The sequence below is a fragment of the Ohtaekwangia sp. genome (assembly GCF_036568665.1).
GTDB lineage: Bacteria > Bacteroidota > Bacteroidia > Cytophagales > Cyclobacteriaceae > Ohtaekwangia.
The window spans coordinates 1-14,267 of record NZ_DATCSD010000473.1; the positions used below are offsets into that span (position 1 = coordinate 1).

11 protein-coding genes are annotated in these 14,267 nt (G+C 43.9%); 7 read left to right on the forward strand and 4 right to left on the reverse strand.

All coding sequences use genetic code 11. The features are described from left to right. From VIN08_RS27560 to VIN08_RS27590, 7 genes are all read left to right on the forward strand, one after another. Positions 1-256, forward strand: a 256-nt coding sequence (locus VIN08_RS27560; protein ID WP_331972787.1) for a vitamin B12 dependent-methionine synthase activation domain-containing protein, incomplete at its 5' end; no start/stop codon positions are given. Between the two features lie 86 nt (positions 257-342). After that, positions 343-714 (forward strand): four helix bundle protein, encoded by a 372-nt coding sequence (locus VIN08_RS27565; RefSeq protein WP_331972789.1) that lies wholly within the window; start codon positions 343-345, stop codon positions 712-714. A 45-nt stretch (positions 715-759) separates the two neighbouring features. Beyond that, positions 760-1,716 (forward strand): methylenetetrahydrofolate reductase [NAD(P)H], encoded by a 957-nt coding sequence (metF, locus tag VIN08_RS27570; RefSeq protein ID WP_331972791.1) that lies wholly within the window; start codon positions 760-762, stop codon positions 1,714-1,716. A 36-nt stretch (positions 1,717-1,752) separates the two neighbouring features. Beyond that, positions 1,753-3,201, forward strand: a complete 1,449-nt coding sequence (locus VIN08_RS27575; protein WP_331972793.1) for a tetratricopeptide repeat protein — start codon at positions 1,753-1,755, stop codon at positions 3,199-3,201. A gap of 131 nt (positions 3,202-3,332) precedes the next feature. Next, entirely contained in the window at positions 3,333-5,750 is a 2,418-nt protein-coding gene (locus VIN08_RS27580) for an ABC transporter permease (RefSeq protein WP_331972795.1), read from the forward strand. A 67-nt stretch (positions 5,751-5,817) separates the two neighbouring features. Beyond that, a complete protein-coding gene (locus VIN08_RS27585) occupies positions 5,818-8,220 on the forward strand; it encodes an ABC transporter permease (protein ID WP_331972797.1) in 2,403 nt (800 codons plus the stop codon). Between the two features lie 130 nt (positions 8,221-8,350). Then, a complete protein-coding gene (locus VIN08_RS27590; RefSeq protein ID WP_331972799.1) occupies positions 8,351-8,710 on the forward strand; it encodes a nuclear transport factor 2 family protein in 360 nt (119 codons plus the stop codon). Positions 8,711-8,863: 153 nt separating this feature from the next. Here the strand turns inward: VIN08_RS27590 and VIN08_RS27595 are convergent, their stop codons facing one another. From VIN08_RS27595 to mog, 4 genes are all read right to left on the reverse strand, one after another. After that, positions 8,864-11,554, reverse strand: a complete 2,691-nt coding sequence (locus tag VIN08_RS27595; RefSeq protein ID WP_331972801.1) for a CHAT domain-containing tetratricopeptide repeat protein — start codon at positions 11,552-11,554, stop codon at positions 8,864-8,866. A gap of 6 nt (positions 11,555-11,560) precedes the next feature. Then, positions 11,561-12,505 (reverse strand): hypothetical protein, encoded by a 945-nt coding sequence (locus tag VIN08_RS27600; RefSeq protein ID WP_331972803.1) that lies wholly within the window; start codon positions 12,503-12,505, stop codon positions 11,561-11,563. Between the two features lie 118 nt (positions 12,506-12,623). After that, positions 12,624-13,604, reverse strand: a complete 981-nt coding sequence (locus tag VIN08_RS27605; protein WP_331972805.1) for a M23 family metallopeptidase — start codon at positions 13,602-13,604, stop codon at positions 12,624-12,626. A 24-nt stretch (positions 13,605-13,628) separates the two neighbouring features. Then, the gene (mog, locus tag VIN08_RS27610; RefSeq protein ID WP_331972807.1) at positions 13,629-14,159 is read right to left on the reverse strand and encodes a molybdopterin adenylyltransferase; all 531 of its coding nucleotides are present in this window, start codon (positions 14,157-14,159) and stop codon (positions 13,629-13,631) included. Positions 14,160-14,267 lie beyond the last annotated feature (108 nt).

The following is a 14,267-nucleotide window of genomic DNA, read 5'->3' on the forward strand; positions in this document are numbered from 1 at the left end:
TTGTCCGGATCATACCGAAAAGAAATTACTTTTTGAATTACTCGATGCAGGCGAGATCGGTATACAACTCACGGAATCATACGCCATGTATCCGGGCGCAGCCGTAAGCGGATTCTATTTTTCAAATCCCGAATCAAAATACTTCGGCCTCGGCAAAATTGAAAAAGACCAGGTAGAAGACTACGCCCAACGCAAATCCATGTCCATCGCCGAAATAGAAAAATGGCTCGCCCCGAATTTGAGCTACGATATTTAGTGTGTTCATGTGTTGAGGTGTTGATGTATTGAAGTTTAGGTATATATTTAGTATATAGAAGTTGTATGATTAATTCAATAAACGTTATGAGTAAGATTGAGAGGTTTGAAGATTTGAAATGTTGGAAGGCTGCCCGTGAATTGGTAAAGGAAGTATACTTGTTGTCGGAGACGGGGAAGTTGTCGAAGGATTTTGATACGAGAAGTCAGTTGAGGAAGGCAGCGCTTTCTTCAATGAATAATATAGCAGAAGGGTTCGGGAGATTTAGCAGAAAAGATTTTGTTCGCTTTCTGGATACTGCGCAAAGCTCGGTATTGGAAGTACAAAGTATGCTATACCTTCTTTCTGATTTGAACTACTTAACTACTGATAATATAGAGTTACTAAGAATAAAAGCAGATGAAACAAAAAATCTTACTTTAGGATTGATTCGATATTTAAGAAAGTCAGAAGATTAAACATAACACTAACACCTTAATACGTCAACACATCAACACGTAAAAATGAAAGTAGTCGACCACCTGAAAAATGCCAACGGTAAAACATTGTTCTCTTTAGAGATACTTCCTCCGTTGAAGGGGGAGAACATTAAAAATCTCTTTAGTAATATAGATCCCTTAATGGAATTTAAGCCTCCGTTTATTGATGTTACCTATCATCGTGAAGAATATGTATATCGCAAAAAGGAGGGAGGACTTCTTGAAAAAAGTACAACCCGTAAACGTCCGGGTACCGTAGGTATATGTGCCGCTATACAGAACCACTATAAAGTTGATACCGTGCCGCACATTATCTGTGGTGGCTTCAGCAAAGAAGAAACAGAAAATGCACTGATAGACTTGCACTTTCTCGGAGTGGACAATGTATTGCTGCTGCAGGGCGATGCTATAAAAAGTGAATCCAAATTTGTGCCCGAGCCTGACGGACATCGCTATGCTTCTGATCTTCTCAAGCAAGTGGTCAACATGAACATGGGGGTATATCTTGACGAAGAACTTACAACACCGGCTCCTACAAACTTTTGTATAGGGGTAGCCGGCTATCCTGAAAAACATTTCAACGCACCCAACCTGAAAACAGACTTAAAATATCTGAAGCTTAAAGTAGATATGGGCGCGCAATACATTGTAACTCAGATGTTCTTTAACAATGAGAAGTACTTTGAATTTGTTGATCGCTGCCGCGAAGCCGATATACATGTACCGATCATTCCGGGTATAAAGCCGTTAACCGGTAAAGCTCAGCTTACGGTACTTCCTAAAACATTCCATATTGATATTCCTGAAGAGCTTGCAGATGAAGCGGAGAAATGCAAAGACAATGCTGCACTGAAGGAAATTGGTATTGCATGGTGCATTCAGCAATCGCGAGAGCTCATTAAGAAAGGTGTTCCAACATTGCATTTTTATAGCATGGGAAAATCTGATCCGATCTATCGGATAGCAAAAGAACTATTTTAACTTATATTAGCGCCCTGTTTGTTGGTATGTGTTATAATGAAACGATTTTTCTCGATTGTTCTAATCCTGACCTGCGTAAATACAGCATTTGTATTTGCTCAACATCAAAAGATTGATTCGCTTTTAAAAGTTCTTCCCGATATAGAAGACGAAAGGCAACGCATTGATCTGCTGAATGAACTCGCATTTCAGTATTTGTTGATATCGGTTAACGATGCCGACAAAGTAGTTCAGGATGCTATCGCCAAGTCGCGCGCTATATCCTATAAGAAAGGACTGGCAGAGTCACTCAAGATACTCGGCATTATTCATTTTGTAAAAAATGAGTATGGTGTAGCTGTTGAATACGATTATCAGTCGCTCAAGCTATACGAAGAGCTAAACGATCTTTCCGGGCAATCGAAAGTATTGAATAATCTTTCATTACTGTTCAGCAAGCAAAATCAGTTTGATAAGGCGCGTGACTTTTCCTTAAAATCATTAAAGTTAAAACGCGAAATTGGCGATAGTGTAGGCGTTGTTAATTCATTGATAGCGTTATCAGAGTACTATAGAAATGCCAAGGATTATGCCAAGGCTCAATACCTCGGCCAGTTAGCGTTGGATCGTTGCCAAACCATGAAGTATAATTGGGGTGTGAGTTACGCTTACCTGGCATTAGGTGAATTATATGCCGACCAGGAGAACTATACATCCGCTGCGAGATACTTTAAGGATGCCGTACGCTATGCGCGCCTCACCAACGATCACATGCAGATTGTAACAGCCAATAATAAACTGGGACAGTTGTTTCTGAACTCGCAGCAATACGATTCAGCGTATTATTTTTTACACACAACCATAGCGCTTGCCAGACAAAAAAATACACGTAGCCAGGAGATGGAAGCACTGAAGTCGCTGAGTATATATTTCGAGCGCATGGGGCATCTTGACTCAGCACTATACTTTACCCGACAGGTGTCAGCATTGGAGAGAATTATATTCGAGAATGAAAGACGCGAGCAGATAGCCAGCATCCAGATGCTATATGATTTTGAAAAGAAAGAACAGGAACTTGAGTTTCAACACAAAATTGTAAGACGACAATATATAGCTATAGGAGGTGTATCGATCATTCTGGTGCTTTCTATACTGTTAGGCTTCAAGTTCTACGGACTGAACAAAACCAATCACCTGGCAAAAGAAGCGCTGATCAAACTCAATGTAGAAATCAACAAGATGAATGAAAATCTCGAGATGAAAGTACAGGAACGTACAGAAGAGATTGCGCGACAAAATCAAAAACTGATCGAGTATGCTTTCTTTACTGCACACGAGGTACGCGGACCATTGGCCAGAATACTCGGGTTGGTTGAGCTGGCCCGCATACGGGAGCTGGTGGATGATCGCGAAGAGATACTCGATCGTCTGCAGGATGCTGCGCACGAACTCGATGAGATCATCCGCATCATCAATCGTAAACTCGAAAGCAGTCGCCATCTATAATCGTCCGCTGACGGACGGTTTCGTACGGTTATAAACAGATATACCGCACCGATTTATTCCTTTATCTATAGTAAACAGACATTTACCCCTATGGCATCCGGATTGTACATGCTATTCAAATCCGGATACCTATGCTCAAAAACTATCTGCTCACTACGTTTAGAAACATTGCCAGACGGAAAGGTTTCTCCTTTCTTAACGTGTTAGGACTCTCCATCGGACTTGCAGCCAGTCTCCTCATCTTCCAATATGTAAAAGACGAATTGAGTTATGATGCTTTTCATGAGAAGGGTAAAGATATATACCGGGTACAGTATGATGCCTATCGCGATAAGTCGCTGATGTTTCAGAGTGCTACGGCATTCAATAAAGTGGGGCCTTCCCTGAAAGCAGAATATCCGGAGGTTGAAAATTACTGCAGACTATATCTGCGTTATGGCGGTGGCGTAATCCGGTATAACGACATCAGTATAAAAGAAGATAACATCTTCAACGCAGATCAGAGTTTCTTCGAAATGTTCTCATATCCATTGGTGGCGGGCGACAGAGCCACTGCTTTGAAAGAACCGAATACAGCTGTAGTAGAAGAGGCAACCGCCCGGAAATATTTTGGCAATGAAAATCCTATAGGCAAGCGCATACGCTTTGGTAATAACGAAGAATATGAAATTACCGGTGTATTGCATTCACCTGTAAACTCCCATCTTTCATTCAGTTTTCTGTTTTCTTATTCAACCTATCCCAAACTATATCCGAGCATGACCAAAGATGACTGGGAGAATGCCTGGGGCTGGTATGATTTCTATAATTATATACAACTGAAGCCGGGCACTGATCCGAAAACACTGGAAGCTAAACTTCCTGCCTTTATTAAAAAGTATGGCCGCGAAGGTGATGGCGATCGCATGAAGTTTTCATTGCAGCATTTGCCGGCTATACATTTATACTCCGATCTTATTCAGGAAGCCAAGCCGAATGGCAATGGCCGCTCAGTATATTTCCTGCTCATCATCGCGCTTTTTATACTGGTAATTGCCTGGGTAAACTATATAAACCTGGCAACAGCACGGGCTATAGAACGTGCCCGCGAAGTAGGCGTTCGTAAATCGATAGGGGCAGGTAAATTCCAGCTAATGGGGCAGTTCGTTGCCGAAGCCGTGATACTAAACCTTGCCGGACTTGTGCTGGCCATGGTGTTGCTTTGCGTTGCTATACCGTTCTTCAACCTGCTTTCCGGCAAAGAACTCAGCAATAGTATATTTACCGATATATACTTCTGGTATACGGTAGGTGGTTTATTTATAGGAGGTTCACTGTTGTCGGGTATATATCCGGCATTTGTATTGTCATCCTATCAGCCTGCCCGTGTATTGAAAGGCTCTATGGCGGGCTCGCGCGATGGTATCTTTATGCGCAAGGCATTGGTAATATTTCAATTTACAGCATCGGTGGTATTAATTGCCGGAACGTTGATTGTATACCAGCAGCTTCGCTTTATGCACAATCGTGCGCTGGGTATAGATATAGACCAGGTATTGGTGATTAATGCGCCCGGTGTGGTGGAGAACGACAATCAGTATCCTTCACAGTATACTTCCTTCAAGAACGAAATACTTCGTCATCCGTCCATCAAAAAAATGGCCGGAGTAACCGAAGTTCCCGGCAACCTGATATACTGGACTAACGGTGCCAAGCGTGTAGGGCTCGACCAGGAACAGGCTGGTACTATTATGTATCGCATGGGGGGTGACTATGATTTCTTTTCAACGTTCGGGAATAAACTTCTTTCAGGCCGACTCTATTCCCAGGAATATACGGCTGATAGCAGCAATGTTATACTGAACAGGAAAGCGATAGAAATATTGGGGTTCAAAAATCCGGACGATGCTATAGGCGGGTTGGTAAATATTGGTGGCGATACACTTACCGTGGTGGGTGTGGTAGAGAATTACCACCAGGAGGGCCTCAAGCAGGATTTTCGTCAAACAGCATTTCACCTGGTGCGCAGTCCGCAGGCGTACTTCTGTATGAAGGTTGAAGGCGGAGATATAGGGCAAACGCTGGCGTATGCCAAAGAGAAATATAACAGTATATTTCCGGGCAACCCGTTTGATTATTTCTTCCTCGATACTTTTTTCAACCGACAGTATAAGCAGGATCAGCAATTCGGTAAAGTATTCGGATTCTTTGCCGGTCTGGCCATCTTTGTGGCATCACTCGGGTTATTCGGTCTGGCTTCCTTTACCGCAGCACAACGCACCAAAGAGATTGGTATACGCAAAGTGCTGGGATCGTCTGTGCCAAATATATTCTTCCTGCTCTCCAAAGATTTTCTGAAGCTCGTGTTGGTGGCCAATGTTATAGCGGTGCCGGTCGTGTGGCTGTTGATGGAACGATGGCTTCGTACATTTGCCTTCCACATTTCCATTGGTGTGTGGATATTTATAGCGGCTACGATCATTACTATTTTCATAGCCTTGTTTACCGTAAGCTATCAGGCTTTGCGTGCAGCAACCACGAACCCGGTGCGATCGTTGCGTTATGAGTAGCACAGATAATATATATACTTCTGTAACCATATTCCATAAACCCGGTATTGTGTAAAAACCTAGCAGTATGATCAGGAATTATTTAACCTCTGTATGGCGCTATATTTCGCGCAATAAGGTCTTTACGACCATTAACATTCTCGGCCTCGCCATAGGCATGACAGCCTGTATGCTCATCACACAATATGTGATGCATGAGTTTAGCTATGATACTTTCCTGAATAAGAAAGACCGCATCTTCCGCATGCAGCTGGACCGTTATGATCGGGGAGAGCTCTCAACCCGATGGGCTTCCGGATGTGCCGGTATAGGTCCTGATCTGAAAGCGAATTTTCCAGAGGTGAAATACTATACCCGTCTCATCAAACGTAACTCCGTGTTTGCCTATGGCGATGTATTCTTTAAAGAAGATGCCTCGTATTGTGCTTCCGAAGATTTCTTCCATGTATTCTCTATCAGGTTATTGGAAGGTATAGATTCAACCGTGTTAAAAGATCCGTTCAAGATCGTATTGTCGCAGTCGGCAGCGAAGAAATACTTTGGTAACGAAAACCCGGTAGGTAAATTTATTCGGAACAACGGTAACACGGATTATGAGGTAACCGGTGTATTTGAGGACCTGCCGTTTAATTCACACATGAAGATCGATATGCTCATGTCGTTTTCCAGTTTGAATAAACTATGGAACGATCCGATCACCTCCTGGCAATGGGATGGTTTCTTTACCTATATATTACTGAATGATGGTGCCGATGCAAAAGCATTCGAAAGTAAACTTCCGGCCTTTGTACAGAAACAGGCAGGTGAGGAGTTGAAGAAGTATAATGCTGGAATGACCTTCCATCTGCAGCCGGTAAATGCTATACACCTTGATTCTGATTTTATAGGAGAGTTCAAACCCAATGGAAACAGGCAGTCAACCTATTTCCTTTCGATTGTAGCAGTACTTATTCTCGTCATTGCATGGATCAACTATATAAATCTGTCAACAGCTAAATCTATAGAGCGGGCCCGTGAAGTAGGCGTGCGTAAAGTAATGGGAGGTTTCCGTTCTCAGCTTATACAACAATTTCTCTTTGAATCGCTGCTGTTAAATGGACTTGCTGTATTGATTGCCATTGCATTTGTGGTATTGCTTACACCTTCATTCAGTGAGATTACCGGGCGTGAGCTTGATTATCTCTTATTCAAGCAAACCATGTTCTGGGTTTGGATGGGTATATTAATTGTTGGTGGTGCATTGTTCTCCGGTATATATCCGGCTTTTGTACTATCAGGCTACAGGCCGGTAGAAGTATTGAAAGGAAGATTCAAGAATACCAATCGCGGTGTATTCTTCAGAAAGGGAATGGTGGTAACCCAATTTATAGCTTCCATCACACTTATTGTAGGAACGTTCACGGTATATCGCCAGATACGACACATGCAACAGCAGGCATTGGGTATAGATATAAATCAAACACTCGTGCTGCATTCTCCCAATGTAGTTGACTCTACCTATCAGCAAAAGTTTCAGGTATTCAAGAATAGTATAGAGCAACATGCTGAAGTTATTGGCATGACTGCTTCTACCGCTGTGCCGGGAGCAGCACCGGATTGGAATGCGGGTGGCATACGAAGAATCAGTCAGCGCGATGATGAAGCAAAACAATATCGTGTGATCATGATGGATCATGACTATATAAAACTGTTTGGTGCGAAAGTATTGGCGGGAAGACCTTTCTCCGGGGAGACTGCCCATGAAGAAAAGAATGTGCTTATCAATGAATCGGCCAGTCGTCAGTTAGGATTTGCAAAACTGGAAGATGCCATCAACGACCAGATATTTTTCTGGGGCGATACATTCAAGATCGTAGGAGTATTGAAGAACTATCATCAGGAGTCGCTGAAGAAAGCTTATGATCCGTTGATCTTCCGGTATGATAAAGCACCGGGCGGTTATTACTCTATCAAATTCAACACGGCGAAAGTACATGAGTCATTAGCAGGTTTTGAAGCAGACTGGAAACAGCTTTTTCCGGGCAATCCGTTCATTCATTTCTTTCTGGACGATCACTATAATCAACAGTATCAGGCCGACCAGCAGTTCGGTAAAGTGTTCGGCATATTTTCTGCGCTCGCTATATTTATAGCCTGCCTGGGATTATTCGGACTATCATCTCTCATGGCAATTCAACGCACCAAAGAGATTGGAGTACGAAAAGTATTGGGTGCATCGATACCCAGTATATTAACGCTGGTGGGTAAAGACTATATTGTTTTGCTGGGTATAGCCATTGTTATAGCAACCCCTGTAGCGTGGTGGGCGATGAATGGCTGGCTGCAGGATTTTGCGAATCGCATTACACTGGAGTGGTGGATCTTCGCGTTGCCTAGCCTCCTCGTTATAAGCATTGCTTTACTCACGGTAAGCATTCATACCATAAAAGCAGCAAGAGTAAATCCGGCAAAGTCGCTCAGGTACGAGTAAACATCCGGAGTTTTTCCCGCATCTGTCGGCTATATAGGGAGATTAATATAGCCGACAGGCAGTTCATGGCAATTTTGTTGTCGGGCAGCGACTGCGTTTGCAACTTCAGGTTAAGTTTAAATCCTGAAGTATGGTTATTGAGCAAAGAATTGATGTTCGAGAGCTTTTGCACTATGTATATACTTCTTTCAACGCCCGTAATATAGACGCAGCGTTGGAGGTGATCCATCCGGATGCCGATTGGGCAAATACCATGGAAGGAGGACTTGTAAAAGGACACGAAGGTATACGCGATTGCTGGTCGCGCCAATGGAGCTATATCGACCCGCACGTTAAACTGATTGATGTAGAAGTAGATGAAGAAGGACGTGTAGTGGCCGATGCGCACCAGATCATCCGCGACATGACCGGGGCGATCGTATCCATCCGCGATATACAGCACATCTTCGAAATAGAAGACGGACTTCTGCGTACAATGAGAATCCGTTAGAAAAATCCAATTGCATAAAGGAGGCACGAAGTTACACAAAGGTATATATACTGTTTGCGTATTTATTTTTGCTCCTGATTACCGACTATCGGATTGAGGGGAACCCAATCCTCACACTCCAACTTCCAGTAGCTTGAAGCCGGCAGCCAAAATTTAAAATCCGATCAATATAAACGGAGCCCAATAATACGGAGCGGCATATTCTTCCTGTGTAATCAGGTCCTGTTTGGCTTTGCGCAGACTCGTACTGAAATTTACTGCTTTATCTTCCAGCATCTTTCGATAGAAATCTTTCATCAGTTCCGATGTAGATTCGTCAGCAACACTCCAGAATGAAACGATAATATTCCGGGCGCCCGCATATACCAGTGCGCGTGATAAACCAACAACACCTTCACCTTTTGATATTTTACCGAGCCCGGTCTGGCACGCAGAGAGCGTCACTAAATCGGCATTGAGGTTGAGGTTATATATTTCTCCTGCGAACAGATTCCCATCTTCAGAGCCTATATCTGACTGCAAGAATATCCGCGACAGGGCCGGATTACTTTCATCTACAACACCGTGTGTAGCCAAGTGTACATATTTATACTCCTTCACCTTATCCGACTTGATCAATTTCTCATCCGCATTTTGTTTGATGAACAAGCCGCTGTTCAGATTTTTAGCACTGAAAAGTTGGGCTATAGCGGTTACTTCCGATTCTGTTCCCGGCAATTCGTTCAAAGCATCTTTCTCCGGGAAAGTTACCGGTGCACATAATAGTATAGACGGTGCGCTGGTGAGCGAGCTGGCAGGTTTCTGCAAGATCAACCCCGCGGAAAATTCGTAGCGTATAGCATAGCGATTCATCAGATACGGAAGTGTTTTATAGGTATCTTCCGGAGATATACTTTTGGTAAAGAGCGCCTCAAACGGTATAATGCTGAGTCTGCCGGTCGGGAGGATTAATAAGTCTTGTATAGCGGATGGCAAATGTTTGGGTAGAAGTATATCCGACAGTTGAGTGGCGGCCGTGGTATACGCTTTCATTTCGTTAAAGAATATACCATTGCGCATCCCGGTTATATAGCGACTGAACTCTTTGGGCAGTACATGATCCAGTATGCTAAACTTATCTTTTGTAATCTGGAATATATAGAGGTGGTTATTCTTTTCATCAATAAAGTAACTCAGCAGGGCAGTCTTGCTATCGAGTTTACTTTGCAACTGTTGTATAGATGGCGAGCTCGCATTGAATTTTAGATTGAAATATTCCGGAAACTGGTTCTCGAGGCGTTTGGTAAAAGCTTCGTAACTGCGATTAAGACTAAACGATGTTTCGCGTAAGTACTTCTCTTCATCAGCAGTTGGTTTTTGTGCCAGCTTTTGAGCGCACAAGGCTATAGCTGTTTTCAAATTCTTTTCTTCATCCAACAGCTCGGATGGTATACCGGCAAACGATTTGGCATTGGCATCAGAGATCGCTTCCAGCAACACAGCCGATTTACTTTTCTCAGCAAAGGAAAAAGCCATTTCAAAATACGGCTTCTTCACGAGTGCTACCGTTCCGGTCTCCTGCGCTATGCGTACACCATCGGCATATACTTCGCTGGCAATTACACCGAGCATGATCTTGTCATTCTCATTGGTAATTTGCTGGCGGAGTTTGTCGATCAACGTATCGCACGACTGAAGTATATGCAGTGCACTGGTCAGGTTTTGAAACTTTAATGTCTTGCCATAATACTTCGATTCAAACGCCTGCGCTTTTCCGAGCAAGGAGTATAGCAATACGTTGCCATCATAAAAGTTGCGTAGCCTGGGCGTTGTGCGCACATCACTGTTGTCAAAATCACTTACGTTGGCTTGCAGTGCCTGTTGATAGTGATCGAGTCCTTTATCGTATTGCCGGGAGGCTATATCTATGCTGGCGATCGCATTCAGCACGCGTGCTATCTCCGGATGTTTCTTGCCATAGCTCTGCTGGTACATTACCAGGGCACGCTCATAAAATCCGGCCGCTGCTTTTTGGTCGCCAATTTTCAGATAGGTTTCTCCCAGACTGAACAGAGCAAATGCTTTAGACGGGTGTGCTGACGGATATACTTTCTCCCATATTTTCAGTGCCGATTCAAAGTTATTGACAGCATCGCCATATAGTTCGAGTTTGCGGTATACAAACCCGATGTTGGTATTAGCAATAGCAATCTTCGGGTGTTCCTTTCCGTGAAGGTTCTGATAGATAGTCAGTGCCTTTTCGTAAAACTCCAATGCTTTATCCGGGTCGGTTGCCGTAAATGCGAGGCCCAGGTCGTTATACGATGCCGCTATTAGTTCGTGGTTTTCTTTTAATTGTTTTTGTCGCAGGGCAAGCACGCGATCCAATTGCTCTTCGGCCTGGGTATATTTACCGGTGGCACTATATAGATTTCCTAAATACGCCAATGCCTGTGCCGCTTCCAGCGTTTCTGATTTGCCATCGTCTTCAAAAAGCTGCAGCGATTTTTTGAGGGCTTCTTCGGCAAGATCATTTCGTCCCTGGTTCAGGTATAGCAACCCGTAGTTGGATTGTGTTACGGCTTGCAGAAATGCAGCATTGGTTATACCGCCTGAAATAGTATGCAGTAATTTCTCGGCACTATCAAATTGCCCTTGCCGGATAAGGGTTTCTGCTTTTTTATTTTGCAGCAATACAACGGACCGGGTATCAGCTGTTTTAGTAAGTTGCTGGTCGATCAGCGTCAGCGCCTTGGTATATTCTGCATTCAATATGTACTGGTCGATTTCCGGCAAATGCTGCGCAGTTGTCTTCACCACTACAGTAAAACACAGAAGAATAATAGATAGGAGAGAGCTTCTCATGATTTTCTAAAAGCGGTAATAGTAACTGATGGTGGTTACGAAGTGACGGGTAAGTCCGTCAGGATTGTAATCGCGTTGTGTAATCTTTCGGCCGGCCAGTAATTTTATACCGCTGCGTACATTAAAGCTATATCCTGCTGTGGCAATGGCCGACATGGCGAGCCCGGTAGTGCCATCCGGTTTTACACGGGAGCCATCTTTCAAAGTGATCTCATCGTGATTGATTCTATAGATAGGCAGTAAACCTGCGCTGAAGTTAAGACGTGAAAAACGAAAGTTACGTTCTATACGCACCATTACATCGGTGCCTCTGCGAAGATCTTTCGCCAGCGGATATTTATGTACGTAGGCTAATCGGTCTTCATCATTCCAGTCGCCCACAAATTCATTTCCATTTTTATTGAACGGATGCTGTATGCCGGTAGCGAACAACCACTTCTTGCTGATCAACGATATACCGGTAATAAAATCATACGATCCTAAACTTGTCTGATAGTACATCGGTAACGGATCATTCTCGTCTGATCGTTTGTCGGAGTGATTGGTGGGTATCTTTCCGCCTACGGATAGATTTACATCAAACTTCTCGTGCTTGAGTATATTTCGCGTAAAGCATAAAGATATATCTCCCATACCGGAAGTATTGCCTAATCTTCCGGACACCGCCTGGTAGGGCAGCTTTACCTGGAAAGATGTTTTCTGATTGAGACTGAAATTGAGATCGGCCGTAGCTACATATACTATAGGTGTGAGGGTAGTAGATGCGCGATAGAAACTGATCTCCATCGAGCGCAGGCGTAATTCTATCTTTTTGTTGAAAGGCTGATCGGGCTTCATGGCTCCCATAGTACAGAAGCCGGCATCGCTGCAGCCTTGCGCGAACGCAGGGCTGTATAAATATAGCATGACGAATACACAGAGTATAGCAGATCGACAGGTTTGCCTGGGCATGGCTGAGTAGATTTTCAGCCAAGTTACTTAAAAAAGACAGACCCTGAAGAGCATTTCTTCAGGGTCTGTGTAAAGTCTATTGTTACAGCTTATATTTTGTTGGCGTATGCCGAAGCCGTTACATTCCCAGCGATTGGTTTTCGATAGAAGCGAGCTCGAGTACTTTTTCGTATTCAGCTGAAGTAAGATCGTTGTAGAAGTAGTGAACAGGGTCTACCTGGCTTCCGTTGATCAACACTTCATAGTGCAGGTGAGGAGCGGTAGAAAGACCAGTGTTACCTACATAACCAATTAAGTCACCGCGTTTTACATTCTGACCGGAGTGTACAGCAAACTCGTGCATGTGCGCATAACGTGTTCTGTAGCCAAAGCCGTGATCTACTTCCACCATCTTTCCATAGCCACTAAACTTCACGCTTACCTCAGCAACGGTTCCATCGGCCGTAGCGTAGATCGGTGTGCCGATCGAAGCAGCGAAGTCTATACCGGTGTGCATCTTCTTTACTTTATAGATCGGGTGGGTACGCCATCCGAATCCGGAAGCAAGCGCTACAAGTTGTTTGTTCGACACAGGTTGAATAGCAGGAATAGCCGCATATAGTTTCTCTTTTTTCTCCGCCAGCTTTACTACTTCATCCTGCGACTTGGATTCGATATATAGTTTTCTGCGAAGGAGATCTACTTTTTCATTGAGGCCCACCACCATATCTTCATGGTCGATGTTCTTCTCGCGGATGTCTTCGTAACGATCGGCACCACCGGCACCGGCATTGCGTATAGCCTTATCGATAGGTTCAGCACCGAGCACTACACGGTAAATATTGTCATCACGATGTTCTACATCGCCCAGTATCTCGTTGAGATTTTTTACATCCTGGCTGAGCTTGTCGTAATAGAATTCCAGCTCCTTTACTTCGTTCTTCAGGATCAGCTCCTTGGGCGACTCGAAATAGTTGGTATACAGGATAAGCAACCCCACGGCCATGGCCACGGTAAGCGACAGAATGCCGAGAGCATTCATTACAACATCGCTGGTTTTTGTCTTTACCCGCTCGTATTTACAGGTTTCAGTGTCGTAGTAATACTTGATCCTAGCCATAGTAAGTCAGAGTAAATCTGTAAATTAAGTACTTTTAGGTCGAAAAGCCTTGACTACATCGTCATTACATTCGATAAACGGTCCATCCAACAGATCAATGCAATAGGGTATCGCTGGAAAGACGGCATCCAGACATTGCCGGATGGCTTTAGGCTTCCCAGGCAAATTTACAATTAAGGTTTGGTTTCTGATGCCGGCTGTCTGGCGCGAAAGAATAGCGGTGGGTACGTATGTAAGACTTTTTGCTCGCATTAACTCCCCGAAGCCGGGCATCATTTTTTCACACACAGCTTCTGTGGCCTCTGGCGTAACATCGCGCTTCGCAGGACCTGTGCCACCCGATGTAATGATCAGACAACATTTACGATTGTCGGCCATATCAATCATCGTTTTTTCTATAAGATGTTGCTCATCAGGAATTACCGCGTACTCTTTCTCCCACGGACTCTTCAGGTATTCATTCAGTGTTTCGACAATCGCTTTGCCTGGTATATCTTCATAAATTCCCTGGCTTGCCCTGTCTGATACATTGATGATACCGATGCGAATGGTCATGATACTTCTTGCATTAATTACAGCTATGCAAGATAATTAAAAGGCTACTGGCTGCAAGCCACTGGTGCCTGAGTTGCATTCCAGTGGCTGGCAGCCAGTAGCCTGTAG

Coding starts and splice junctions, on each gene's coding strand:
- VIN08_RS27565 (WP_331972789.1), top strand. CDS start 343: ATGAGTAAGATTGAGAGGTTTGAAGATTTGAAATGTTGGAAGGCTGCC.
- metF (WP_331972791.1), top strand. CDS start 760: ATGAAAGTAGTCGACCACCTGAAAAATGCCAACGGTAAAACATTGTTC.
- VIN08_RS27575 (WP_331972793.1), top strand. CDS start 1,753: ATGAAACGATTTTTCTCGATTGTTCTAATCCTGACCTGCGTAAATACA.
- VIN08_RS27580 (WP_331972795.1), top strand. CDS start 3,333: ATGCTCAAAAACTATCTGCTCACTACGTTTAGAAACATTGCCAGACGG.
- VIN08_RS27585 (WP_331972797.1), top strand. CDS start 5,818: ATGATCAGGAATTATTTAACCTCTGTATGGCGCTATATTTCGCGCAAT.
- VIN08_RS27590 (WP_331972799.1), top strand. CDS start 8,351: ATGGTTATTGAGCAAAGAATTGATGTTCGAGAGCTTTTGCACTATGTA.
- VIN08_RS27595 (WP_331972801.1), bottom strand. CDS start 11,554: ATGAGAAGCTCTCTCCTATCTATTATTCTTCTGTGTTTTACTGTAGTG.
- VIN08_RS27600 (WP_331972803.1), bottom strand. CDS start 12,505: ATGCCCAGGCAAACCTGTCGATCTGCTATACTCTGTGTATTCGTCATG.
- VIN08_RS27605 (WP_331972805.1), bottom strand. CDS start 13,604: ATGGCTAGGATCAAGTATTACTACGACACTGAAACCTGTAAATACGAG.
- mog (WP_331972807.1), bottom strand. CDS start 14,159: ATGACCATTCGCATCGGTATCATCAATGTATCAGACAGGGCAAGCCAG.